The 24623-nt window shown below is 65.1% G+C and carries 18 protein-coding genes; 9 read left to right on the forward strand and 9 right to left on the reverse strand.

All coding sequences use genetic code 11. The annotated features are described in order from the left end of the window. Positions 1–3: 3 nt before the first annotated feature. From HWQ56_RS19900 to HWQ56_RS19925, 6 genes are all read right to left on the reverse strand, one after another. Complete coding sequence (locus tag HWQ56_RS19900) at positions 4–3126, reverse strand: efflux RND transporter permease subunit (protein ID WP_176571586.1); 3123 nt, start codon at positions 3124–3126, stop codon at positions 4–6. After that, positions 3123–6335, reverse strand: a complete 3213-nt coding sequence (locus HWQ56_RS19905) for an efflux RND transporter permease subunit (protein ID WP_158157525.1) — start codon at positions 6333–6335, stop codon at positions 3123–3125. The genes HWQ56_RS19900 and HWQ56_RS19905 overlap by 4 nt, the downstream gene beginning before the upstream one ends. Beyond that, complete coding sequence (locus HWQ56_RS19910; RefSeq protein WP_158157526.1) at positions 6332–7585, reverse strand: efflux RND transporter periplasmic adaptor subunit; 1254 nt, start codon at positions 7583–7585, stop codon at positions 6332–6334. Before HWQ56_RS19910 ends, HWQ56_RS19905 begins: the two co-directional genes overlap by 4 nt. Before the next feature lie 359 nt (positions 7586–7944). After that, positions 7945–8481, reverse strand: coding sequence for a diguanylate cyclase domain-containing protein (locus HWQ56_RS19915; RefSeq protein ID WP_158157527.1), 537 nt, complete (start codon positions 8479–8481; stop codon positions 7945–7947). 118 nt (positions 8482–8599) lie between these two features. Further along, complete coding sequence (locus HWQ56_RS19920) at positions 8600–9724, reverse strand: L-dopachrome tautomerase-related protein (protein WP_158157528.1); 1125 nt, start codon at positions 9722–9724, stop codon at positions 8600–8602. Positions 9725–9747: 23 nt separating this feature from the next. Continuing rightward, a complete protein-coding gene (locus HWQ56_RS19925) occupies positions 9748–10902 on the reverse strand; it encodes an SMP-30/gluconolactonase/LRE family protein (protein ID WP_233270909.1) in 1155 nt (384 codons plus the stop codon). Between the two features lie 180 nt (positions 10903–11082). Here HWQ56_RS19925 and HWQ56_RS19930 point away from each other — a divergent pair, with 180 nt between their 5' ends. Continuing rightward, the gene (locus HWQ56_RS19930; RefSeq protein ID WP_176571587.1) at positions 11083–11607 is read left to right on the forward strand and encodes a GlcG/HbpS family heme-binding protein; all 525 of its coding nucleotides are present in this window, start codon (positions 11083–11085) and stop codon (positions 11605–11607) included. Between the two features lie 149 nt (positions 11608–11756). Here the strand turns inward: HWQ56_RS19930 and HWQ56_RS19935 are convergent, their stop codons facing one another. Then, the gene (locus tag HWQ56_RS19935; RefSeq protein WP_176571588.1) at positions 11757–12017 is read right to left on the reverse strand and encodes a hypothetical protein; all 261 of its coding nucleotides are present in this window, start codon (positions 12015–12017) and stop codon (positions 11757–11759) included. Between the two features lie 209 nt (positions 12018–12226). Here HWQ56_RS19935 and HWQ56_RS19940 point away from each other — a divergent pair, with 209 nt between their 5' ends. Both HWQ56_RS19940 and HWQ56_RS19945 read left to right on the forward strand, forming a co-directional pair. Then, positions 12227–14038, forward strand: a complete 1812-nt coding sequence (locus HWQ56_RS19940; protein WP_176571589.1) for a monovalent cation:proton antiporter-2 (CPA2) family protein — start codon at positions 12227–12229, stop codon at positions 14036–14038. A 214-nt stretch (positions 14039–14252) separates the two neighbouring features. Next, entirely contained in the window at positions 14253–14819 is a 567-nt protein-coding gene (locus HWQ56_RS19945; protein ID WP_158158777.1) for a DUF4337 domain-containing protein, read from the forward strand. 139 nt (positions 14820–14958) lie between these two features. On the opposite strand, the gene HWQ56_RS19950 is transcribed toward HWQ56_RS19945, so the two are convergent. Further along, the gene (locus HWQ56_RS19950) at positions 14959–16110 is read right to left on the reverse strand and encodes an N-acetylmuramoyl-L-alanine amidase (RefSeq protein ID WP_176571590.1); all 1152 of its coding nucleotides are present in this window, start codon (positions 16108–16110) and stop codon (positions 14959–14961) included. Between the two features lie 162 nt (positions 16111–16272). Here HWQ56_RS19950 and HWQ56_RS19955 point away from each other — a divergent pair, with 162 nt between their 5' ends. The 4 genes from HWQ56_RS19955 to HWQ56_RS19970 all read left to right on the forward strand — a co-directional run bounded on the left by HWQ56_RS19955 (position 16273) and on the right by HWQ56_RS19970 (position 21349). Next, positions 16273–16953: a response regulator transcription factor gene (locus HWQ56_RS19955; RefSeq protein ID WP_176571591.1), complete on the forward strand. Its 681-nt coding sequence runs from the start codon at positions 16273–16275 to the stop codon at positions 16951–16953. After that, positions 16931–18325, forward strand: coding sequence for a sensor histidine kinase (locus HWQ56_RS19960; RefSeq protein ID WP_176571592.1), 1395 nt, complete (start codon positions 16931–16933; stop codon positions 18323–18325). Before HWQ56_RS19955 ends, HWQ56_RS19960 begins: the two co-directional genes overlap by 23 nt. Before the next feature lie 126 nt (positions 18326–18451). Continuing rightward, a complete protein-coding gene (locus HWQ56_RS19965) occupies positions 18452–19846 on the forward strand; it encodes an MFS transporter (RefSeq protein WP_158154008.1) in 1395 nt (464 codons plus the stop codon). Between the two features lie 114 nt (positions 19847–19960). Beyond that, on the forward strand, positions 19961–21349 hold the full coding sequence (locus HWQ56_RS19970) for an amidase (protein ID WP_158154007.1): 1389 nt from the start codon (positions 19961–19963) through the stop codon (positions 21347–21349). 57 nt (positions 21350–21406) lie between these two features. Here HWQ56_RS19970 and gntR read toward each other — a convergent pair whose 3' ends face one another. Beyond that, positions 21407–22423, reverse strand: a complete 1017-nt coding sequence (gntR, locus tag HWQ56_RS19975; protein ID WP_176571593.1) for an HTH-type transcriptional regulator GntR — start codon at positions 22421–22423, stop codon at positions 21407–21409. A gap of 208 nt (positions 22424–22631) precedes the next feature. Between gntR and HWQ56_RS19980 the strand changes: the two genes are divergently transcribed. After that, positions 22632–23171 carry a gluconokinase gene (locus HWQ56_RS19980; RefSeq protein WP_158154005.1) on the forward strand — a complete coding sequence of 180 codons (540 nt, stop codon included), beginning with the start codon at positions 22632–22634 and terminating at the stop codon, positions 23169–23171. 74 nt (positions 23172–23245) lie between these two features. Further along, positions 23246–24598, forward strand: a complete 1353-nt coding sequence (locus HWQ56_RS19985) for a GntP family permease (protein ID WP_158154004.1) — start codon at positions 23246–23248, stop codon at positions 24596–24598. Positions 24599–24623: the final 25 nt, after the last annotated feature.

The following is a 24623-nucleotide window of genomic DNA, read 5'->3' on the forward strand; positions in this document are numbered from 1 at the left end:
GGGTTAACCCTTGTCAGTCGCCGCGCGCACGTGGGTGCGGCGGACACGCGTGTGCCAGAGGTGCCGGGTGGCACGGCTCAGGCGGTCAAGATAGAGGTACACCACCGGTGTGGTGAACAGTGTCAGCAATTGGCTCAAGGCCAGGCCGCCGGCGATGGCCACGCCCAGCGGCTTGCGCAGGTCTGCGTCGCCGCCGCTGCCCAGGGCCAGGGGCAAGGCCCCGAAGAAGGCCGCCAGGGTGGTCATCATGATCGGACGGAAGCGCATGCGGCAGGCCTCGATGATGGCCTGTTCGGGCGGCAGCTTGCGGTCGCGCTCGGCGACCAGGGCGAAGTCGATCATCATGATCGCGTTCTTCTTCACAATGCCGATCAGCAACAGGATGCCGATCAGGGCGATCACCGTCAGTTGCATGTTCACCGCCTTGAGCAGCAACAGCGCCCCCACGCCCGCGGACGGCAAAGTCGACAGAATGGTCAGGGGGTGGATGTAGCTTTCATACAACACGCCCAGCACGATATACACCGCCAGCAAGGCAGCGGCGATCAGCCAGGGCATGCTCGCCGCCAACGCCGCGTAGGCCTGGGCGGTTCCGGCAAAGCCGGCCTGAATGTCGCGCGGCATGCCGACCTTGTCCACGGCGGCGTTGATGGCCGCAGTGGCCTGTTCCAGCGACACCCCGTCCTGCAGGTTGAAGGCGATGGTACTGGTGGCCGACTGGCCCTGGTGGGCCACCGCCAGCGGTGCGTTGTCGGGGCTGAAGGTGGCGAACGCCTTCAGCGGCACCTGCTGGTTGTCACTGTTGATCACGTACATGCGGTCCAGCATGGTGGAGTCGCTGGTGTACACCGGGTCCAGGCCCATGACCACGTGGTACTGGTTGAGGGTCTTGTACAGGGTCGCCACCTGCCGCTGGCTGTAGGAATTGTTGAGCAGGTTGTCGATGTCACTCACGCTTACCCCGAGCCGGCTGGCCGCGGCGCGATCGATGTGCAGCATCAATTCCTGGCCACCGGTCTGGGAGTCGGAGTCGATGCCGGTCAGCTCCGGCAAGGCACGCAAAGCGGCTTCGACCTTGGGCTCCCACACGCGCAGCAAATCCAGGTCATCGGCCTGCAGGCTGAACTGGTACGTGGCGTTGGCACTGCGGCCCCCCACGCGAATGTCCTCGGCGGGCATCAGGAACACCTGGATGCCGGCCACCTTGTTGTTCTGCTTGGTCAGGCGGTTGGCGATCGCCGCCGCACTGCTGGTGCGCTGCTTGTAGTCCTTGAGGCGAATGAAGAAGTCCCCGGTGTTGCGCGAACCGGCGCGGCCGCTGCCGGTGGACGACATCACCGCTTCCACGTCGGGGTCGGCGGCCAGGTCGTGGGCGATCTGCATCAGGTGCGGCTTGAGAGCCTGGAATGAAATGTTCTGGTCGGCGCGCACCGCGCCCATCAGCACGCCCGTGTCCTGGGCGGGGAAGAAGCCCTTCTCCACCGTGGCGTACAGGTAGACGTTGAATGCCACGGTCAGCAGCAGGCTGAACAGGGTGAGCAGGCGGTGGCGCATCACCCAGGCCAGCGCCGCCAGGTAGGCCGCCTGCAAGCGAGCCAGGCCGGCCTCGATCCACCGGTACAGGCGCGGCTCGCGGGCGTCATGCACCGGTTGGCGCAACAGCATCACGCACAGCACCGGGGTCAGGCTCAACGACACCACCATCGACAGGCACAAGGCGACGCTGAGGGTGACGGCGAACTCGCGGAACAGCCGCCCGACGATGTCGCCCATCAGCAGGATGGGAATGAACACGGCGATCAACGACAGGGTCATGGACAGCACCGTGAAACCCACCTCCCGCGTGCCCATCAACGCCGCGCGCAGCGGGCGCATGCCCTGTTCCTGGTAGCGGGCGATGTTCTCCAGCACCACGATGGCGTCATCCACCACGAACCCGGTGCAGATGATCAGGGCCATCAGCGACAGGTTGTCGAGGCTGTAGCCCAGCAGGTACATGACCGCGCAGGTGCCGATCAGCGACACCGGCAGCACCACCGCCGGGATCAGCGTGGCGCGCAGGTTGCGCAGGAACACGAAGACCACGGCGATCACCAGCAAGGTGGCGATCAGCAGGGTTTCCTCGGTGTCGTGCAACGATGAACGCACCGTGGGACCGCGGTCGATCACGGGGATCAGTTGCACGTCACCGGGAATCTCGCGCTGCAACTCGGGGATCAACGCCTTGATGCTGTCGATGGTCTGCAGCATGTTGGCGCCGGCCTGGCGGGTCACGCCCAGGGTCACTGACGGCTGGCCGTTGTAGTAGCCGCCGACGAAGGTGTCCTCCACCGAATCGTAGACGTTGGCCACGTCACTCAAGCGCACGGCGGTGCCGTTCTGGTAGGTGATCACCAGTTGCTGGTAATCGCTGGCCTTGTCGATCTGGTCGTTGCCGTCGATCACCCAGCTCTGGCCATTGCCTTGCAGGATGCCCTTGGGCTTGGCCTTGGTGGCGTTGCTGACGGCTTCACGCACCGTCTCCAGGGAAATGCCGGCGTGCACCAGCAGGTTGGGCTGTATATCGATGCGCACCGCGGGCAGCGCGCCGCCGCGCACCGAGACCTCGCCCACGCCGTTCACCTGGGCGATTTTCTGTTGCAGCTTGCTGTAGGCCAGGTCGTAGAGCTCGCCGGGGCTGCGGGTGGACGACGTCAGCGCCAGCATCAGCACGGGCGCTTCGGAAGGGTTGGCCTTGCGGTAGGTGGGCAGCGACGGCATGGAACTGGGCAGCAGGCTGCGCGAGGCGTTGATGGCCGCCTGCACGTCGCGGGCGGCGCCGTTGATGTCGCGGTCCAGTTCGAACTGCAGAATCAGCGTGGTCGAGCCCTGGCTGCTGGTGGACGTCATCTCGGTGATACCGGCGATCTGCCCCAGGCTGCGCTCCAAGGGCGTGGCCACGGTGGCCGCCATGGTCTCGGGGCTGGCGCCGGCCAGCGAGGCGCTGACCATGATGGTGGGAAAGTCCACCTGGGGCAGCGGTGCCACCGGCAGCAGCTTGTAGCCCAGAATGCCGGCCAGGGTGATGCTCAGGCTCAGCAGCAAGGTGGCGACTGGCTTGCGGATGAACAGCCGTGACAGGTTCATGCCCGCGCCCTGCCCCGGTTCAGCCGTGCCTTGGCGCGCTCGCTGAGGCGGTCAAACATCAGGTAGATCACCGGCGTGGTGAACAGCGTCAGCACCTGGCTCAACAGCAAGCCGCCGACGATCACCAGGCCCAGCGGCCGGCGCAACTCGGCGCCGGCGCCCGTGGCCAGCATCAGCGGCAAGGCGCCGAACAACGCCGCCAGGGTGGTCATCAGGATCGGCCGCAACCGCAGCAGCGCCGCCCGGTGAATGGCGTCGCGCGCATTGAGGTGCTGGTGCTCGCGGCCTTCCAGGGCGAAGTCGATCATCATGATGGCGTTCTTCTTGACGATGCCGATCAGCAATATCACCCCGATCAGCGCGATCAGGCTGAACTCGGTGCCGGTCAGCAGCAGTGCCAGCAAGGCGCCGATGGCCGCCGAGGGCAAGGTCGAGAGGATGGTCACCGGATGAATGAAGCTCTCGTAGAGCATGCCCAGCACGATGTACATGGTCACCAGCGCCGCCAGGATCAGCCACAAGGTGTTGCCGGTGGCGGTCTGGAATGCATCGGCGGCGCCCTGGTAGCGCAGGGTGATGCTGCTGGGCGCGTCCAGCTCGGTCATGACCTGGCTGATGGCCTGCTGCGCCTGCTCCAGCGAATAACCGTCGGCCAGGTTGAAAGACAGGGTCACGGCGGGGAACTGGTCCAGGCGGCTCAGCGACAACGAACCGGTGCGCTGGCCGACCTTGGCGATGTCGGTCAGGCGCACCATCTGCGCAGTACTGCTGGTCGTACTGGTGGACGAACTGGCGGTACTGCTGGACGACGTGCTGCTGCCCGTGCTGGTACCGGTGGTGGTCGTGGTGGTGCTGCTGTTGCTACCGGTGGTACTGGTGGTGGCTGCGGCCAAGTAAATGTTGTCGAAGGCTGCCAGCGACTGCTGGAATTTGCCCGGTACCTGCAACACCACGCGGTACTGGTTGGACTGGGTGAAGATGGTGGAGATCAGGCGCTGGCCGAAGGCGTTGTACAGCGCCGTGTCGACGTCCGAGGCGGTGATGCCGTAGCGCATGGCGGCGGCGCGGTCCAGCTCCACATAGGCCACCAGGCCCTGGTCCTGCAGGTTGTCGATGACATCGCGCATTTCCGGACGATGCTGCAGTTTCTCCATCAGCTTGGGGATCAGCGCCGACAGGTTGGCGCTTTCCGAGTCGTCGAGGGTGAACTGGTACTGGCTGGGGGTGAGCTGGTCATCCACGGTCAGGTCCTGGGACGAGACCATGTTCAACTGCAACCCGGCCACGGCCTTGGCCGACTGTTCCAACCGGCTGATGACCTGGGTGGCGGTGTCATCGCGGTCTTCGAACGGTTTGAGCTCGATCTGCAAGCGGCCGTTGTTCAGCGAATTGTTGGTGCCATCCACGCCGATGGTGGACGACACCGACGCCACGGCCGGGTCCTGGCGCACCACGTCGACCATCGCCTGCTGGCGGCGGGCCATTTCGCCGAAGGACACGTCCTGCGAGGCACGGGTAAAGCCCTGGATCAGGCCCGTGTCCTGGGTGGGAAAGAAGCCCTTGGGCACCACCAGGTAAAGCAATCCGGTCAGGGCAATGGTACCCAAGGCGATCAGCAGGGTCAGGCGCTGGTGGTTCAGCACCCAGACCAGGCCGCGGTCGTAACCGTGCAGCACCTTCTGGTACTGGCGGTCGCCCCAGGCGGCGAAGCGGTTCTGCCCTCCTTCGGGCACATGGCGAAGCAAATGGCCGCAGAGCATGGGCGTCAGGGTCAGGGAAACGATCATCGACACCAGGATCGCCACCGCCAGGGTGATGGCGAACTCGCGGAACAGCCGTCCCACCACGTCGCCCATGAACAGCAGCGGAATCAGCACGGCGATCAGCGAGAACGTCAGGGAAATGATGGTGAAACCGATTTCCTGTGAGCCCTTGAAGGCCGCGGCCATGGGCTCTTCGCCCTCCTCCAGGTGCCGGGAAATGTTTTCCACCACCACGATGGCATCGTCGATGACGAAGCCGGTGGCGATGGTCAGGGCCATCAGCGTCAGGTTGTTGATACTGAAGCCGGCCAGGTACATGACCCCGAAGGTGCCCACCAATGACAGCGGCACGGCCAGGCTGGGGATCAGGGTGGCGGTGAAGTTGCCCAGGAAAGCGAAGGTCACCAGCACCACCAGGCCAATGGACAGCAGCAGTTCGATCTGCACGTCCTTGATGGACGCGCGGATGGTCTGGGTGCGGTCACTGATGACGCTCAGTTGCACCGAATCCGGTAGCGCGGACTGCAGGGTCGGCAGTTTTTTCTTGATGCTGTCGACCACCTCGATGACGTTGGCGCCGGGCTGGCGCTGCACGGCAATGACGATGGCGGGCTTGCCATTGGCGGTAGCGGCCAGGTATTGGTCCTGGGGCGCCTCGGTGGTGGTGGCCACGTCCTTGAGGCGCAAGGCCGAGCCGTTTTCATAGGCCAGCACCAGCTCGCCGTATTCCACCGCATCGCGCAACTGGTCGTTGGCGTCGATGGTGATGGAGTGCGAGGGCCCGTCGAAACCACCCTTGGAGCCGTTGACGTTGGCGGCGTTGACCTTGTCGTACACGTCTTCCAGGGTCAGGCCGTGGGCGGCCAGGCTGGTGGGGTTGACCTCGATTTTCACTGCCGGTTGCTGGCCGCCGGCCAGGGTCACCATGCCCACGCCGGAAATCTGCGAGAGCTTGAGCGCCACGCGGGTGTTGATCAGGTCTTGCACGCGGGTCAGCGGCAAGCTGTCGGAGGTGGCCGCCAAGGTCAGGACGGCGGTGTCGGCCGGGTTGACCTTCTTGTAGGTGGGCGGGTTCGGCAGGTCGCTGGGCAGCAGGCTGTCGGCGGCATTGATGGCCGCCTGCACTTCCTGTTCGGCGACGTCCAGGGACAAGTCCAGAGAGAACTTCAGGGTAATGACCGAGGCACCGGCGGAGCTCGTGGAGTACATCTGCGACAGCCCGGACATCTGCCCCAGCTGGCGTTCCAGCGGCGCGGTCACCGCCGACGCCAGTACGTTGGAGCTGGCGCCGGGGTACAGGGTGCTGACCTGGATGGTCGGGTAGTCGACTTCCGGCAGCGCCGAGGTCGACAGCAACCGGTAAGCGAAGATGCCCGCCAGCATCACCGCCAGCATCAGCAGGACGGTGGCGACCGGGCGCTGGATAAACAGTCGAGACGGGTTCATTCGGTCTTGTCGCCAGCAGCGGGCTTGGCGCCGTTCTGCGCGGTTTTCTCAGTACTGGCCGGCTTCTCCACCTCGACCTTGCTGCCTTCGCGCAAATGGTCGATGCCGCGTGTCACGACCTGCTCGCCCTGGGCCACGCCCTGGGTGATCACCGTCTGCTCGCCCAGCGCGGGGCCGACCTTGATGGTGCGGCGCTGCACCGTGCCGTCCTTGACCACGTAGAGGAACTCGCCGTCGCTGCTCAACTGCACGGCGGCCGAAGGCACCACCACGGCATTGTGCAGGGTATCGGTGGTCAGCTTCACGTTGACGAACTGGTTGGGGTAGAGCTTTTCATCCGGGTTGTCGAACTGTGCCTTGAGCTTGATGCTGCCGGTGCTGGTGTCGATCTCGTTGCTGATGAACTTCAGCGTGCCGTTGGCCAGTGGCGTGTTGCCCATCTGGTCCAGGGCCTGCACAGGCAGGGCTTCACCCTTGCGCACCTTGGGCAGCAAGGTGGCCAGCTGCGCCTGGGGCAGGCTGAAGGTGACGGCGATAGGGTTGGTCTGGGTGACGGTGACAATGCCGGTGGTGCTGCCGGAGGTCACGATGTTGCCGGGGTCCACCAGGCGCAGGCCGACGTAGCCGTCGATGGGCGAGACGATCTTGGCGTAGATCAGGTTGAGCTTGGCGGCATCGATCTGCGCCAGGTCGGCTTTCACTGCGCCGGCGTACTGGCCGACCGTGGCCACCTGGGTGTCCAGGTCCTGCTTGGCCAGCGAGTCCTTGGCGAACAGGCGCTTGTAGCGCTCGGCCGTCAACTGCGCGCTCTTGAGCAGCGCCTGGTTCTGCGCCAGGTCGCCCTGGTACTGGTCGAGGGTAGCCTGGTAGGCGCGCGGGTCGATCTGCGCCAGCAACTGGCCCTTCTTCACGTACTGGCCTTCGGTGAAGTACACCGCCTGCAACTCACCGTCCACGCGGCTGGTGACGGTCACCGAATAGTTCGGGATCACCGTGCCCAGCGCCTGTTGAACCACCGGTACGTCCGCGACCCCTGCCGTGCCGACGGCCACGCTGACCGTGGCGTTGGCGTCCATCCCTGGGCCACCGTGCCGGCCGCCGGGGGCCGACGGCCGCGCCGCGCCGGCGTCAGTGGCCTGGCCGGTGGACGGCGTGTGGCGAACGTAGATGAAAGCAGCGCCAATGGCTGCGGCTATCAGGAGCACAAGCACGAGGCGCTTGCGGGAGCGGGCTGCCGGGATCTGGGTCATTGAAAACTTCTGCGTGGGCAAGGGACAAGGAGTGGATCGGGCATCTGCAATATTCTGGGCAAATCACTGGTCAGCATAGCCAGCAAATGTGCAGCAACTGTGGAGAAATACGTGCGTTTTCGCGGGCTGGCGAACAGGGCCGCAGGATTCGAGCGATACCAGGGAAATAAGTTCATGGGGGCATTTAGCCTTGGGTTGGCGAGGCTCACAAGGCTGACGAACGGGCTTTGCCGATTCTTTACATTAAGGCCGGCGAGTTGACATTTCAGACAACAATCTCCGGCCTCACCCTGCACGCCGTAGCAGCGGACCTGGCCGCGTCACAGACGCCGCAAGACACCAGGCACACCCCTTGAGACCTAAAGGATGCCAGTGCGCGAATGACCGAAATGCCGGGCCACCCAGCGATCGCCGCCCTTGCTCGACGCCTCGTCGCACAACTGCGCGACGGCGTTGAAGAAAGTCGAATGCCCCGCCTCGCTGCGGGGGATGACCGTCCCCACGCCCAGGCTGACGCTGAGCAACTGCTCGGCCAGCGCCGCCCGCACGTTCTGCAGGCAACGCTCGGCCACTGCCTTGGCGCCATCGGCCGGAGTGCCGGGCAGCAGCACCATGAAGGCATCCGCCGAACAGCGCCCCACCCCGTCCCTCGCACGCCGGGCGGTCAACTCCAGCGCGACAGCGATCGCCTCCACTTGCCGCCGGGCCTGGGCTTCCCCGTGCTGGCGGACAAAAGCGCGAAGATGGTCGACCGACACCACCATCAACGACAGCGGCTGGCCAAGGCGCAAGGCCTGTACCCATTCACTGACCAGCAACGTGGCGGCAGGCCGGGCGTCGGCCTGGCCGGGGATCAGGGACGGCGCCCCTCGGGCGGGTTCTGTGTGCAAGCTCACCTTGGACTCCTTGTGCGGCATGCCTGGCCAATGCGGCATGCCTGGCACCTTAAGCCCGGCTTTTGTCACTGTCCAGCCCAGCGCCCCGGAGGCGCGTAGCCAGTCGGTATCACGCCTGTTACCTGGCCGGTTTCGCGGTCTTGAACCTGAGGATGTCATACGGCGCCTTGCGCAGGTCCTGGCCGCCGTGCAAACCCGGCACCCGCTGCCACTGCCCCACGGTCACGTACAAGTAACCGCCCTGCCAGTACAGGCCATCGGGCCAGATCAGCCGCGCGTCACGCCCCACCAGGTGAAATTGCCCGGCACTGTCACGACTGATCACCGAATAGCGCGAGGCATCGCCGAAGTAAAGGTTGCCCTGGTCGTCCACGGCGATACCGCCGTTGGACGCCACCTGCCCTTCGAAGTGAATGTCCTTGATCAGGGCATCCTCTGGCCGGTTGAAATCACTCAGGTTGGCGGTGTCGATGCTGTAATAGTTCGGGTTGGTGGGAATGGTCCAGTACAGCTTCTTGTGGTCGGGCGACAGCTCGATGCCATTGACACCGCCTTGGGGCATGGTCGGTTTGTCGAGGCTGTAGGCATGGGGCTGGCCTTCGACGTAGGTCATGAAGCCCGGCGCCGGCGAGGTCTGGGGCAGGTTGTGGAACAGCTCGCGCATCTTGCCGGTGGCCAGATCAACGACGATCAGCGAACAGTCCGACGGGCTGGAGTAGCCGTTGTTGGAAATGTACACCGTACCCTCGGCACCGTGGTCGGGGTCGATGCGCAGGTCGTTGAGTTGCAGGCTGTCGCGCATGAACGGCTTGTGGAAGACGATGGTCTTGGTGACCTTGCGCGAGTTGATGTCGATGCCCACCAGCTTGGCCGAGCCATCGGGAATGCCGTCGATGCCGGGGCGCTTGCCTTCGTCAAGCACCCACAGGGTGTTGCCCGCCAGCGTCAGGCCCAGGGGCGACACCAGCCAATCGGTCAGCGGCTTGCCGGTGTTGGTGGTGGTGGCCAGGTCAGGGAAAGCCACCTGCTTGCCGTGTACCAGTTCGACCACGGAGGGAAAGGCATGGTTGCTGCCCGCCCGTGGCAAGGTCAGGAAGGTGCGCCCAGTGGGGGTGACGACGATGCCGCTGGCCTCGGTGTTGTTCAATGCGGCCACCAACTCGCCTTCGCCAGAGGTGGCGGCCTGAGCCGTGCCCAGGGAACCGAGCACGGCGGCGGCCAAGGTCCATTTCATCGCGTTCATGGCGGGGTTACTCCTGTAGGGGGTCATTGCGGCTGGGCGTCGTAGACGGGCGTGCCGTCCGTGGGCGTGCGGATCAACAGGTAAGGCGGCTTGCGGGTGTCGGCGTGCTGGCCCAGGCGGTCCCATTGGCCCAGCGTCACGTAGACCTGGTTGCCGGCCACGAAGATGCCATCCGGCCACACCAGGCGCGGGTCGCGCAGCACCACGTCGAGGTGGCCATCGGGCCAGCGACGCAGGATCTGGTGGTGTTCGGCGTCGGTCAGGTAAATGCGGTCCTGGGCATCCGTGGCAATGCCATCGGTCATGACCTTCTCGCCCTCGTCACGAATCTGCGCGGCGAGCGTGCGGTCATCGTTGGAGAAGTCAGCCAAGGCCGCGGTGGGGATGCTCCACAAGTGGCGGCTGGTCAGCGGCGAGTAATACAGACGCGAGCTGTCGGCGCTCAGGGTGACGCTGTCGACGCCCCCGTGGGGGAAGGCGCTCGCCTTGCCCTGGTAGCGCATGGGCACGCCGTCCAGTTGGGTGACGAAGTCTTTCTGCGGCAGCACCGAAGGGTCCTTGCTCAGCACCCGGCGCTGTTTGCCGGTGGCCAGGTCGACCACCACCAGGGCGGGGTCTTCACCGAACGACGAATCGGCAACGTAGGCGGTGCCCTTGGCGCCATGGGTCAGGTCAACGCGCAGGTCATTCATGTGGCTGTCCTGGCGTAGCGCATCCTTGAGTACCCAGGAGGCGAAGACCTTGTTGGTCTGCGGGTCGATGCCCACCACCTTGGCGGCCCCGGCAACGATACCGTCGATGCCGGCGCGCTTGCCATCATCGATCACCCACAGGCGGCCCTGGGTGTCGGTGGTCATGCCATGCACCGAAATCAGCTTCTGCGCATCGCTGCGCGACGAGGGCTGGCTGGTGTCGGCGTCGGGGTATGGCACCAGCTTGCCCTTGACCAGCTCGCCCAGGGTCATGCCGCTGTGGTTGATGGCGTGGCGCGGGAAGCCCACGAACACCCGGCCCGTGGGCGTCACCACAATGCCGGACGGGCCGGGGCCCGTGAAAGCAGCCACCTCGTCAAGCGAACCGAGCGGAATGGCGCTGCGGTCTTCGGTCTCGGCCAGGGCGGGCAGAACGCTGCCCAACAACAGGCCAGCGGTCAGCAACAAGCTTGCGGATTTTCTCACTACTACGTCTCCGGATTTGACTGAAACCGGTTTCAGGCCGATGCTGAAAAAAACCCGAGCAACGGCATCGGGCCTGATCGGAGCGCATGGCACACAGGCCGTGACGCTGGATCCAGTATAGAAAGCGTTCCGCGTTCGCGGATGAAAGGATCTTCATCAACCCTCCAGAAGGAAACTGCCATGCCCCTGCACCCGCTGTCCAGCACCGTCGCCGCCCTGGCCCTGAGCCTCGCGGCCCTGGGTGCCAACGCCGCTCCCAGCCACCTGATCAGCAGTCAGAAATTGCCCTGGCAACTGGCCCAGCAACTGGCCGCCGAGGCTGTACAGACCTGCGCGGCCAAGGGCTGGTCGGTGACCGCCACGGTCGTGGACCCCTCCGGCCATGCCCAGGCGGTAATCAAAGGCGATACCGTGCCGCTGCAATCGTTGTCGGTGTCGTACCGCAAGGCCTACACCGCGTTCTCCTACGGCCAGGCGTTCGACAAGGACACCATCAGCGAACTGCTGGCCGGCCATTACGACGGCCCGGCCAATGGTGCGTTGAACACGGTGCCGGAGGTCATCTTCATTCCAGGTGGGGTCACCCTGCGCAAGGCAGACCGCCAGGTGCTGGGCGGCCTGGGGGTGTCCGGCGCGCCCGGCGGCGACAAGGACGAGGGCTGTGCGCTGGCGGCGGTCAAGAAATTCCAGCCGCAGTTCGAATAACGCCTGACCAGCAACCGTGGCGGCGCGCACAACGCCAGTCGCAGTGACACGAATGCCGCCACGATGAAAGTATTTTCACCCTGGCGGCTTTTCACATCGCCTTCACAAAAGAAGGTGCACAGTACACCTACTCCTTTGTGATGATTCATTTAGCCCGCCTCGTTGCGGGCTTTCTTTTGCCTGGGCAAAACCCGCGACTCAGCGCGAACCGCCACCGCCGCCGTTGCCGCCAGGGCCACCACCACCGCCTGGGCCACCGCCGCCAGGGCCACCGCCCTGCATGCCGCCGCGATCACCACCGCCCCCGCCTCCGCCGCCATGCCCCCATGATGAGGGTCAAAGATCCAGCAACCTCCCAGGGTGGACATCAACACCGCGACGATCGTCAGCTTCGCAAGGTACTTGTGCATGTTCAGTTCTCCCGATTGTGGACGGCAACGCCGCCCTTGGGGTTGTGACCGACGATTGCCGTGTTTGCTCACGGCGTTTGGAAACAAAGTTGATACATTCAGCGCCCTGGACCCCGTTGCACACCGCCCCGCCGGCAAGGAGAAGGGTGTTGCCCTCGGCGAGAACCCGTAAACTACGCCCCCCCCTACTTTCCAAGGAGTGACCGCTCATGCCCCACGAAGGGAGCCTGCTGCAGGCCGCTGTCGTGTTTTTGTTCGCCGCGGTGATCACCGTGCCCCTGGCCAAGCGCCTGCAACTGGGTGCGGTACTCGGCTACCTGTTCGCTGGCGTGATCATCGGGCCGCAAGTGCTGGGCCTGATCGGCAACCCACAGAGCGTCTCGCACATTTCCGAGCTGGGCGTGGTGCTGCTGCTGTTCATCATTGGCCTGGAACTGTCACCCCGGCGGCTGTGGGTGATGCGCAAATCGGTGTTCGGCGTGGGCCTGGCCCAGGTACTGTTGACCGGTGTGGTGATTGGTGGCGTGGCACTGCTGGGCTTTGCCCAACCGCTGCCCACCGCAGTGGTGCTGGGCCTGGGGCTGGCGCTGTCGTCCACTGCGTTCGGCTTGCAGAGCCTGGCCGAAAGCAAACAGCTCAACAGCCCGCATGGCCGGCTGGCGTTCGCCATTCTGCTGTTCCAGGACATCGCGGCCATACCGCTGATTGCCCTGGTACCCCTGCTGGCGGTCGGCGGCCACGATTCAGCGCCCGGCGACGGCCTCAATCATGGCCTGCGGGTGCTGGGCAGCATCGCCGTGGTCGTGGTCGGCGGCCGCTATCTGCTGCGCCCCGTGTTTCGCACCGTGGCCCGCACCGGGTTGCCCGAGGTGTCCACCGCCACGGCGCTGCTGGTGGTGATCGGCACCGCGTGGCTCATGGACCTGGCCGGCGTGTCCATGGCGCTGGGCGCTTTCCTGGCGGGGCTGCTGCTGGCCGACTCGGAATACCGCCACGAACTGGAGTCACAGATCGAGCCCTTCAAGGGGCTGCTGCTGGGGCTGTTCTTCATCAGCGTGGGCATGGGCGCCAACCTGCAACTGCTGCTGGAAGCGCCCGCCACGGTGGTGGGGCTGATGCTGTTGCTGATCGGCATCAAGCTGCCGGTGCTGCTGTTCATTGGTCGCCTGGCGGGGGGCCTCAGCCGTATCGGTGCCGTGCGGTTGGGGGTGGTGCTGGCAGCGGGCGGCGAGTTCGCTTTCGTGGTGTTCAAGATCGGCCGCGACGAAAACCTGTTCGACCAGCACCTGTACGACACCTTGCTGTTGACCATCACCCTGTCCATGGCGGTGACGCCGTTGCTGTTGCTGGCCTGCGCGCGCTGGATCAAGTCGCGGCCCAAGCCCGTGGTGCCGGTCCCGGAGCAATACACCACCATCGAGGCCGACGCACCGCGCGTGGTGATCGCCGGCATGGGCCGCATGGGCCAGATCATCTCGCGGATCCTGCGTGCCCAGAACGTGCCTTTCGTGGCGCTGGACACTTCGGTGGACACCATTGAACTGACCCGCAGTTTCGGCAACGTGCCGGTGTTCTACGGTGACCCGCTGCGCCCGGAGATCCTCAGTGCGGCCAAGGTGGGCGAAGCCGAGTACTTCGTGATCGCCACCGACGACCCGGAAACCAATATCAAGACGGCCGAGCTGGTGCACCGGCTCTACCCCCATATCAAGATCATCGCCCGCGCCCGCAACCGCCAGCATGTGCACCGGCTGGTGGACGCGGGCGCCCAGGCCGTGCGGGAAACCTATTATTCGAGCCTGGAGATGAGCCGCCGTACCCTGGTGGGCCTGGGCCTGAGCGAAGAGCAGGCCCATTGGCGCATCCAGCGTTTCAAGCAGCACGATGAACAGGTGCTGGCGGCCCAGTACCTGGTACGCGATGACGCGGCGAAAGTGATGCAAACGGCCCAGGAAGCGCGCAGCGAACTGGAGACCCTGTTCCAGTCCGACAGCAACGACCCAGAGCGGCCGGACCACTGAGTTCGGCCCTGGCCAAGGCTTGCCCAAGCGCCGTGAGAGCTGGCTTTCACCCGCGCTGGCAAGCCACCTCCACGCCCCATCGGCCCAGCAAATGAAACTTCACGCCTGGTGCCCTCACCCCGCTAGGCGCCCCCCGGGTTTTGACCTATATTCGCGCCCGCACTGGCCACCGGCCAGCGCGCTCGATTTCATACCCCAAGGCACCACGCGCACCATGTCCGAAACCTTCGAAGTTCCTTCCCCCCACGAACACCACGTCGAACACGCCCACCACAGCGGTGATGGCTTCGCCAACAAGATCGCGGTGATGACGGCGGTCATGGCCACCCTCGGTGCGTTGCTCAGTTACCAGGCCGGCTCCACCGAAAGCGAGGCGGCGATGAACAAGAACAACGCGGCCATCAAGAAAACCGAAGCCTCCAACCAGTGGAACTACTACCAGGCCAAGTCCAGCCGGCAGAACCTGGCCGACCTGGCCAGCCACATCCCGGGCATGGACGTGGCCCATTACCAGGCAGAAGTGGAGCGCTACAGGGCGCAGAAGGAAGACGCCCGCCAGAAGGCCGAGGCCCTGGAGAAGGAAGCCGCCGAGTGGGACGTGAAGTCCGAGACCATCCTGCACCAGCATCACCGCTGGGCCCAGGCGATGATGGCCATACAGATCGCCATTTCCCTGGCCGCCATGACCCTGCTGACCCGCAGGGAATGGCTGGAAAAAGTCTCCCTGGGCGCCGCCGCCCTCAGCGTGGTACTGGGCGGCCTGGCGTGGCTGCATATCTAGGCTCTGTACGAAATGCATCCCAACTCGCCCATGCTGCGTTGAAAACAGGCTCGGAATGCTCATTTACAACACGTAAACTCCGCTTCCTCGCCTGTTTTCGCCTTGCCTGGCCTTCGCTGGAATACATTTCATACAGACCCTAGGCGACGTGTACCGGGTACTTGTGGAAATAGTCACCGATGGACGTGTGCAGCGCCTGGGCCAGTTCCACCTGATGGCGGTGGCTGATCAAGCGGCCGCAGTCGTAGGGGTTGCTCATGAATCCATGCTCCACCAGGATCGACGGAATGTCCGGTGACTTGAGCACGGCGAAACCGGCCTGCTCCACCCGCGATTGGTGAATGTTGGTCACCTGCTTGAAATGCCCGAGCACCATGCGCCCCAGGTCCAGGCTGGAAGCGATGGTGGCGTTCATGGACATGTCCACCAGCACCTTGGAGACCATGGGGTCGTCGTTGCTCAGGGTACTGTCGAACACGCCGGCGTAGGCGTCGGAGCTGTTTTCGCTCTCGGCGATGTAGCGGGCCATGGCCGACGTGGCCCCGTGCGCCGACAGCACGTACACCGATGCGCCGCGTGCCGAACGGGACGGCGCGGCGTCAGCGTGGATGGACACCAACATGTCGGCGCGGCGCTGGTGGGCCAGCAATACACGCTGGTGCAGCGGCACGAAGAAATCGCTGTCACGGCTCATGGTCGGGTGAAAGCGCGGGTCGCGGCTCAATTGCTGGTGCAAGGCCGTGGCGATGCCCAGCACCACGGTCTTCTCATAGTGACGGGTGCCGCTGACGGCGCCCGGGTCCTTGCCACCGTGCCCCGCATCGATGGCGATCACCGCCGGGCGCTGCCTTGGCCCATGGGCAGGCGCGTGGCGGGCCATGAGCGCGGCGGCGTGGCCCACCGGCAGGTCCACCAACAGGCGTTGATGCCCACCCCCCATCGACACCAGGCGCGCCTGGGCCTTGGCCGGCTGGTGCATGTCCAGCACCAGGCGCATGCCGGTCTTGGTCGGCCCGCTGCGCAGACCCTGCACCGGGGTACCCGCGAAGTTCAGGGCCCCGGGCGGCAGGTGGGCGGCTACCCCGTGCAGGTCGATCACTACGCGGTCGGGGGCACTCAGGGTGAACACCTGGTACTGCACCGGGCCGGCCAGGTCCAGCACCAGGCTGGTCAAATCGCCCTGGTGGCGCAGCGTGCAATGGCTGACACCCGGCAAGGGCGCGGCCATCAGCCAGGAAGGGGACAACAAGGACACGGCACTGAGCAGGCCGAGAAAATTGCGACGGTTCACGAAGGGGCCAACCTCGGCAGGACGGGGTAGCCTATTTAACCGGGGCGCGCCCAAGGCACTGCATTAAGTCGCTTAAATAAAAATTTAATAGAGTGCCGAACGCTGGCTGCCTAGGGTAGCCGGGCCTATACAATGGCGCCCTTTTTTTCAGAGGAGTAAACCATGAGCAGTGCCCTGGTCATCGAGGACGACGAGGTGACCGCCCACGTCATCATGAGTGAACTGAGCCTGCATGGCTTTACCGTGGACTGGTGCGCCAACGGCCGCGAGGGCCTGGCCAAGGCGATCGCCGGCGGCTTCGATGCCATCACCCTGGACCGCATGCTGCCCGACTTCGACGGCCTGACCATCGTCAGCACCCTGCGCAGCCTGGACATCCATACGCCGGTGCTGATGATCAGCGCCCTGTCGGACGTGGACGAGCGCGTGCGCGGCCTGCGCTCGGGGGGCGATGACTACCTGACCAAACCGTTTTCACCGGTGGAAATGGTCGCCCGCCTGGAGGTATTGCTGCGCCGCCCCGCCACCGCGGCCAGCCACCCGCAACTGCGCGTCGGCGACCTGTGCCTGGACCTGGTGCAACACCGCCTCAGCCGCGGCCAGGAGCAGATCGCCCTGCTGCCCACCGAATTCAAGATCCTCAACTACCTGATGCGCAACGCCGGGCAACTGGTGACGCGCACCATGCTGTTCCAGGAAGTGTGGGGCTACCACTTCGACCCGGGCACCAACATCATCGACGTGCACCTGGGGCGTTTACGCCGCAAAATCGAGGGCAGCGAGCAGTCGCCGCTGATCCAGACCGTCAGGGGCACCGGCTATGTCCTCGCGCCCCGTGGTTGAACCCTGGCGCTCGTCCAGTAGCCGCCTGATCGGCTTCTATGCCCTGTTCTTCGTGGCCTGGGGGGCGCTGTTCACTGGCGTGCTGTACTGGCAGATCTCCAACTACCTGGGCAATGTCGCGCAGCGCACGCTGATGCAACGCGCCCACTATTACGCCAAGGTCGACGACGCCAACCTGCTGGGCGAATTGGCTGCCAGCGAGGCGTATTCAACTCCCAACATCGACGCCTATGGCTTGTTCGACGCCCAGGGCCGACACCTGGCCGGCGACCTGCTGAAGTTGCGGGCCAGCCTGCCTGACGATGGCCAGGTGCACTACCTGCAACGGGGCTTGAGCGTGGCCCAGGCCAGTGAGGAACCGCGCAGCAGCTATGCGCTGCTGGTGCACCGCGGCGACGGCCGCATGCTGGTGCTGGCGCGCGATGGTGGCTCGGTGTCGGCGGTGGGCGGCATTATCCAGCAGGCCTTGGCCTGGGGCCTGTCGTTGACCCTGATACCCGGGCTGATCGGTTGGCACCTGCTGCGCCGCCGTCCGCTCAAGCGCGTACAGGGCCTGCAGCGCAGCACCGAGAGCGTGGTGTCGGGCAACCTCGCCGATCGCCTGCCCTTGTCGTCGCGACGCGATGAACTGGACATGCTGGCCAGCGCGGTGAATACCATGCTCGACCACATCGAGCAGTTGATGCTGGAGGTCAAGGGTGTGTGCGATGGGATCGCCCACGACCTGCGCACGCCGCTGACCCGGCTGCGAGCACGCCTGCACCAGCTGGACCAGATGCCCCTGGCGCCGGAGCAGCGCAGGACCCTGGACCAGGCGCTGACCGAGAGTGAATCGATCATGGTGCGGTTCCAGGGCCTGCTGCGCGTGGCCGAGCTGGAAGACACCCGCCGTCGCGGCGCCTTCCAGGCCTGTTCGGCTACCGATTTGCTGACCCAGGTCCATGAGTTCTACGAACCCCTGGCCCTGGAACGCCAGCAAACCTTGAGCCTGGATATCGAAGGCCCTTTGCCGGCGCTGATGGGCGATGTGGCGCTGCTGTTCGAGGCCCTGGTCAACCTGCTGGACAACGCCATCAAGTTCACCCCGCCGGGCGGGGCGATTCGCTTGCGGGGCAGCGCTACGGCCAGCGCGGTGACCCTGGAAGTAATCGACAATGGCCCAGGCATACCGCCCGCCGAGCGCCCGCAGGTGCTGCGCCGCCTGTACCGCGCCCCGGCGGCCGATACGCAGCCGGGGCATGGCCTGGGCCTGTCGCTGGTGGCCGCCATCGTGCGGCTGCACGGCTACCAGTTGCACATCGGCAGTGCGGACGATGGCCGTGGCGCGCGAATCAGCCTGAGTTGCCCTGTCGTGCCGGCCACCCAAGGGTAAAAATTGCCAATATCATCAACACCCAACAATAAAAAACCAATAAACCGGTATTTGTTGACCTAATAGCACACACTTTTTCGGCAACACCCAGTATCATCCTGGCTCCATTCATACTGGGTGTCCGCCATGTCCGCTCCCGCTTCCCCCGACCGCGCCGCGCTGATTTCGGCACGCATCGACCGCCTGCCCGCCGTGGCGACGTTGTGGAAACTGGTGGCGCTGCTATCGATTGGCGGCTTCTTCGAGCTGTACGACCTGTTCCAGACCGCCTACATCAGCCCTGGCCTGATCCGCGACGGCATTTTCGCCGCCGGTAACCAGGGCGTGTTCGGTGTTTCCGACCAGGCCGCTTTCGCCGCAGCGACGTTCCTGGGCCTGTTCGTCGGCGCCAGCGTGCTGAGCCCCATCGCCGACCGGTTCGGGCGCCGGGCGATCTTCACCTTTGCCTTGGTGTGGTACACCCTCGCCACGGTGGTGATGGGGCTGCAAGGCACGGCGCTGGGGCTGATCGTGTGCCGCTTTTTCGTCGGCATCGGCTTGGGCATCGAATTGGTGACCATCGACGCTTACTTGTCGGAACTGGTGCCCAAGCGCATGCGCAGCTCGGCCTTCGCCTTTGCCTTTTTCGTGCAGTTCCTGTCGGTGCCGGCGGTGGCATTGATGTCCTGGTGGCTGGTGCCCCTGACGCCATTGGGGGTCTCCGGCTGGCGCTGGGTGGTGCTGGCCAGCGCCGTGTTCGCGTTGTTCATCTGGTGGCTGCGCTCGCGCCTGCCGGAGTCGCCCCGCTGGCTCGCCCAGCATGGCCGCTTCGAGGAAGCCGAAGCCATCCTGGGCCCCATCGAGGCCCGTTGCGCCCACGATTTCAGGCAGGCGTTGCCCGCCCCGCAGGTCGAAGCAGTGCCCGTTGAAGCCCAGGGCCGTTTCCGTGATATCTGGCAACCCCCCTATCGACGCCGGGCGCTGATGCTGATCGTGTTCAACGTGTTCCAGGCCATCGGTTTCTTCGGCTTCGGCAACTGGTTGCCGGCGCTGCTGTCAGGCCAGGGCGTGAGCATTACCCACAGCCTGGGCTATGCCTTCGTCATCACCTTGGCCTACCCCTTGGGGCCGTTGCTGTTCATGCGTATCGCCAACCGTTTCGAGAACAAATGGCAGATCGTCGGCTCGGCGCTGGGCACCATGCTGTTCGGCACCCTGTTCGCCTTCCAGAGCAGCGCGACGGGGCTGATCGTGTGCGGGGTGATGATCACCTTCTGCAACGCCTGGCTGACGTTCAGCTACCACTCGTACCAGAGCGAAATGTTTCCGACGCCCATTCGCGCGCGGGCGGTGGGGTTCTGTTATTCGTTCAGCCGTCTGTCCACGGTGTTCAGCAGCCTGATGATCGGTTTCTTCCTGGAGCATTTCGGCACACCCGGGGTACTGGCGTTCATTGTCAGCAGCATGCTCATCGTCACCCTGACCATTGGTGGCTTCGGGCCCAGGACCCGCAACCTGGCGCTGGAGAACATCGCCCACTGAGGTGGGGGCTGCACGCCGCAAGTTTCAAGCGACCTCGCGCCGATCTCGGTCTAAGCTTTGAGCTTTCAACTTGCAGCCTGCAGCGTGCAGCTGCCCCTACAGGGAGTGAGGGTGATGTCCGATCTGCAAGACCTGCCTGCCGCGCAGCTTCTGACCATGTTCGCCAGCAAGGCGCTGTCGCCCTTGGAGTACTACCAGCACCTGGTGGACCATATCAGCCGCTGGGAACCGCATATCAATGCCCTGTGGAACTTCGACCCGCAAGGCGTCATGGAGCAGGCCCGGGGTGCCACCGAGCGCTGGGCCAGGGGGTTGCCGCGTGGGCCGCTGGACGGTGTACCGGTCACCTTCAAGGAACTGATCGCCACCCAGGGCAGCCCGGTGCCCGCAGGCAGCGCAGCCACCGTACTGCAACCCGCCGCCCAGGACGCGCCACCCGCTGCGCGCCTGCGCGAGGCCGGGGCCATTGTGCTGGGCAAGACCACGGTGCCGGATTTCGGCATGCTGTCGTCCGGTGTGTCCAGTTTCCATGGCATTACCCGCAACCCCTGGAACCCGGCCAATAACACCGGGGGGTCGAGCTCCGGTGCCGCGGCGGCGGCCGCGGCCGGTTACGGTCCTTTGCACGTAGGCACTGACATTGGCGGCTCCATCCGCCTGCCCGCCGGCTGGTGCGGCCTGGTCGGGTTCAAGCCGACCCTGGGCCGCGTGCCCATCGACCCGTACTACACGGGCCGCTGCGCCGGCCCCCTGACCCGTACCCTGGACGACTGCGCGCTGCTGATGCGCTACCTGTCGCTGCCCGACAGCCGCGACGCCACCAGCCTGCCTCCCCAGGCCCTGGACTGGAAACTGGCGCCGCCATCCCTGCGCGGCCTGCGGGTAGGTCTGTTGCTGGACCCCGGGGTGGGTTTCATCCCGTCAGCCCGCACCTGCGCCCTGGTGGAAGCCGCGGCGAAGCTGTTCCAGGCCCATGGCGCACGGCTGCAGAGCGTAGCGCCGTTGATGGACCGCTCGCTGCTGGACGGCATGGACCGTTTCTGGCGCGCCCGCCAATGGGCCGAGCTCAGCGCCATGGGCAGCGCCCAGTTTGAAAAAGTGTTGCCTTACATCCGTGAATGGGCCGCCCCCGCCGCCGAATACACCGCCGTGCAGGCGGTTCAAGGCTTCAACCAGACCTTCGAAATGCGCCGCCGCGCCGCCCAGGTCTTCGAGCAGGTGGACCTGCTGCTATGCCCCACCAACCAGGTCGATACCTTCCCCGCCGACTGGCCGTCGCCGGGCAATGACCCGCAGAAACCGTTCGAGCATATTGCCTTCACCCTGCCCTGGAACATGGGCGAACAGCCGGCCTTGTCGATCAACTGCGGCTTCACCGACGACGGCATGCCGGTAGGGCTGCAACTGGTGGGCCCGCGGTTCGCCGATGAGTGGTTGCTGCAGATGGGCAAATGGTACGAAGGGGTGCGGGGGCAGATGCCGCGGTGGCCGGGTTCAGCCTAGCCGCGGGCGGGCAACTCCCTCAAGCCGGGGTGATGGCAACGGCGGCAGGGTCGGGGATCAGCTTTCGCGCACCACCAGTTCGAAACCCAGGTCCTGGGTGGGGTGCGCGGCGGGCTTGCCGTCCAGCAGGCCCAGCAGCAGTTGCGCGGCCTGGCGGCCGATGGCGGCGCGCGGGGTACGGATGGAGGTCAGGCGCGGCACCAGGTGTGCCGAGGCCGGCAGGTCGTTGAACCCCACCATGGCCACCTGCTCGGGTATCCTGAGGCCCTGGCGCGAGGCTTCCAGAATGGCGCCCTGGGCCAGGTCGTCGTTGCAGAAGAAGATACCGTCCACGTCCGGGTGGCGACGCAGCAGGTCGTTGAACAGCTCGCCGCCCAGGCCGATGGACGAGGGCGTGGGTGCCATCAATTGCAGCGCCGGGTCGAAACAGCCGGCGGCCTGCAAGGTCTGGCGAAAGCCATCGCCGCGTTGCAGCACCCGTGGGTCGAGTTGCGCAGCGATGTAGGCCAGGCGCTTGCGCCCGCGGGCCAACAAGTGCCGGGCGGCCACGGCCCCGGCCTGCTCCTGGGAAAAGCCCACCGAGGCCACGCCCGGCGTGGTGTCCAGTTCCATCATGTGCACGCAGGGCACGCCGCTGGCGGCCAACAGCCGCCGCGAGGCCTCGGTGCGTTCGAACCCCGTCAGCAACAGCCCCCTGGGCTGGTAGGCCAGGTAGTTGCGAATCAGGTTTTCTTCTTCATGGATGTCGTAGTGGGAGTTGCCGATCAGCACCTCCAGGCCCCGGGGGCGCATCACGTCATGGATGGCTTCCAGGGTGTCGATGAACAGCTGGTTGGACAGCGACGGCACCAGCACCACGATGGACTGGCTCTGCGCGGAGGCCAGCGCACGGGCGGCCGGGTTGGCCACATAGCCCAGCTGCTGGGCCGCCTCATGCACCTTCAACGCCAGGGCCGGGGCCACGGTGGCCACGCCGCGCAGGGCGCGGGAAGCGGTAATGGGGGATACGCCGGAGAGCCGCGCGACCTCGGAAAGCGTCGGGCGTCCGGTCGTGCGAGAGCCGGTTCGGGTCATGGGTCTTATTGTTTTCGACTTGCCATTAATAGGGGTGGCGGCTAAGGTAGCGCTGTCTTTAGCACAGGGCAATGGTGAAATTATTTCACCAAGTGCAACTCCCAGGGCAAAGGCTGCTCAAAACATATCAATAAGATCAGGGCGCAGTCGCCGCTGGGGTAGCCTTTCCAAGGATCCTCTGCACGCGCTGTTCCTGCAGGAGATACCGATGGTTTTCCCTCTTTCCGCGATCGTGGTGATGGGTGTTGCGGGCTGCGGCAAGAGCAGCGTCGGCAATGCTATCAGCCAGCGTAGCGGAGGTCGCCTGATTGAAGGTGACGTGTTCCACCCTGCCGCCAACATCAAGAAAATGTCCGCTGGAATCCCCCTCGACGACGAAGACCGCGCTGGCTGGCTGACCCGCCTCGGCGAGGAAATGAGTGCGTGCGTGGCCAGTGGCGAGCGCGCCATCCTGACCTGCTCGGCGCTCAAGCGCGCCTACCGCGACAAACTGCGCGCCGCCGTGCCGGGCCTGGGCTTCGTGTTCCTGCAACTGTCGCGCGAGGAAGCCGCCGAGCGCGTCAACCATCGCCCCGATCATTTCATGCCTGCCAGCCTGATCGACAGCCAGTTCGCCACCCTTGAATCGCCGATCGGGGAGCCGCTGACCCTGCCACTGGATGCGAGCCAACCGATCACCGAGTTGGCCGAGACCGTCGATGCCTGGCTGCACAACCGGGACGGCGCTTCGTTGCCTCATTCGGCGTGATTTCATGACGCCGAACAAGACAGCGCTACCTCAACTATTATTGCTCCGACCACAACAAGAAGAGGCATACCCTGATGCTGGGTCTACCGACTAACACCTATCTCTTGCTCGACGCCCTGATTACCATCGTCGGGCTCGTGCTGCTGATCACCAAGCTCAAGGTTCACCCGTTCGTGGCGCTGACCATCGCCGCCGGCTTCCTCGGCCTGACCTCGGGCATGCCCGTGGCCAAGGTGATGAAATCGTTCCAGGACGGCTTCGGTGGCGTACTGGGCTTCGTCGGTATCGTGCTGGCCCTGGGCACCATGCTCGGCAAGCTGATGGCCGACTCCGGGGGTGCCGACCAGATCGCCCAGACCCTGATCCGCGCCTTTGGCAAGCAGAAAGTGCACTGGGCCATGATGTGCTCGGCCTTCCTGGTAGGCATTCCGCTGTTCTTCGAAATCGGCTTCGTGCTGCTGATTCCGCTGGTGTTCATCGTCGCCCGCCGTTCCGGCGTATCGCTGGTCAAGATCGGCATTCCGCTGCTGGCCGGCCTGTCGGTGGTGCACGGCCTGGTGCCGCCGCACCCGGGCCCGCTGCTGGCCATCGGCATCTTCAAGGCTGACATCGGCAAGACCATCTTCTACGGCCTGATCGTCGGCCTGCCGACCGCCGTCATCGCCGGCCCGCTGTTCGGCAGCTTCATCTCCAAGTACGTGCCGGGGAACCCGTCCACCGAACTGATGGACCAGATCGCCAAGGAATCGCAGCACGAGAACCTGCCCAGCTTCAGCGTGACCCTGATTACCGTGCTGCTGCCGGTGTTCCTGATGCTGCTCAAGACCTTCGCCGACGTGTTCCTGCCGGCCGAGCACATCTTCCGCCAGTGGATGGACCTGATCGGCCACCCGATCACCGCGCTGCTGGCCGCCCTGCTGCTGGCGTTCTACACCTTCGGCTATGCCCGTGGCTTTGACCGCACCAAGATCATGAAGCTGCTGGACCAGAGCCTGGCGCCGACGGCTGCGATCATCCTGATCGTGGGTGCCGGTGGCGGCTTCAAGCAGATGCTGGTGGACACCGGCGTGGGCAACGTGATCGGTGAAATGGCGGTACAGGCTCATGTATCGCCGATCCTGCTGGCCTGGCTGGTGGCGGCGGTGATCCGCATCGCCACGGGTTCCGCTACCGTGGCCACCATCACCGGCGCCGGTATCGTCGCCCCGGTGGTCGACCTGATCCCGGGCGTGAACCGCGAACTGCTGGTGCTGGCCGCCGGCGCGGGTTCGGTGATTCTGTCCCACGTCAACGACGCCGGCTTCTGGCTGGTGAAGCAGTACTTCAACATGACCGTGGCCGAGACCTTCAAAACCTGGAGCATGATGGAAACCATCCTCTCCGTGGTGGCGCTGGCCTTCATCATGCTGCTGTCGGTTGTCGTCTGATCAACCCCGCCGCCTGATATCCGCG

The organism is Pseudomonas eucalypticola, assembly GCF_013374995.1.
GTDB lineage: Bacteria > Pseudomonadota > Gammaproteobacteria > Pseudomonadales > Pseudomonadaceae > Aquipseudomonas > Aquipseudomonas eucalypticola.

Bases quoted from the DNA above. Each gene is read 5' to 3' on its own strand.
- HWQ56_RS19900 (WP_176571586.1), bottom strand. From the start codon at position 3,126: ATGAACCTGTCACGGCTGTTCATCCGCAAGCCAGTCGCCACCTTGCTG.
- HWQ56_RS19905 (WP_158157525.1), bottom strand. From the start codon at position 6,335: ATGAACCCGTCTCGACTGTTTATCCAGCGCCCGGTCGCCACCGTCCTG.
- HWQ56_RS19910 (WP_158157526.1), bottom strand. From the start codon at position 7,585: ATGACCCAGATCCCGGCAGCCCGCTCCCGCAAGCGCCTCGTGCTTGTG.
- HWQ56_RS19920 (WP_158157528.1), bottom strand. From the start codon at position 9,724: ATGAACGCGATGAAATGGACCTTGGCCGCCGCCGTGCTCGGTTCCCTG.
- HWQ56_RS19930 (WP_176571587.1), top strand. From the start codon at position 11,083: ATGCCCCTGCACCCGCTGTCCAGCACCGTCGCCGCCCTGGCCCTGAGC.
- HWQ56_RS19935 (WP_176571588.1), bottom strand. From the start codon at position 12,017: ATGCACAAGTACCTTGCGAAGCTGACGATCGTCGCGGTGTTGATGTCC.
- HWQ56_RS19940 (WP_176571589.1), top strand. From the start codon at position 12,227: ATGCCCCACGAAGGGAGCCTGCTGCAGGCCGCTGTCGTGTTTTTGTTC.
- HWQ56_RS19945 (WP_158158777.1), top strand. From the start codon at position 14,253: ATGTCCGAAACCTTCGAAGTTCCTTCCCCCCACGAACACCACGTCGAA.
- HWQ56_RS19955 (WP_176571591.1), top strand. From the start codon at position 16,273: ATGAGCAGTGCCCTGGTCATCGAGGACGACGAGGTGACCGCCCACGTC.
- HWQ56_RS19960 (WP_176571592.1), top strand. From the start codon at position 16,931: ATGTCCTCGCGCCCCGTGGTTGAACCCTGGCGCTCGTCCAGTAGCCGC.
- HWQ56_RS19965 (WP_158154008.1), top strand. From the start codon at position 18,452: ATGTCCGCTCCCGCTTCCCCCGACCGCGCCGCGCTGATTTCGGCACGC.
- HWQ56_RS19970 (WP_158154007.1), top strand. From the start codon at position 19,961: ATGTCCGATCTGCAAGACCTGCCTGCCGCGCAGCTTCTGACCATGTTC.
- gntR (WP_176571593.1), bottom strand. From the start codon at position 22,423: ATGACCCGAACCGGCTCTCGCACGACCGGACGCCCGACGCTTTCCGAG.
- HWQ56_RS19980 (WP_158154005.1), top strand. From the start codon at position 22,632: ATGGTTTTCCCTCTTTCCGCGATCGTGGTGATGGGTGTTGCGGGCTGC.
- HWQ56_RS19985 (WP_158154004.1), top strand. From the start codon at position 23,246: ATGCTGGGTCTACCGACTAACACCTATCTCTTGCTCGACGCCCTGATT.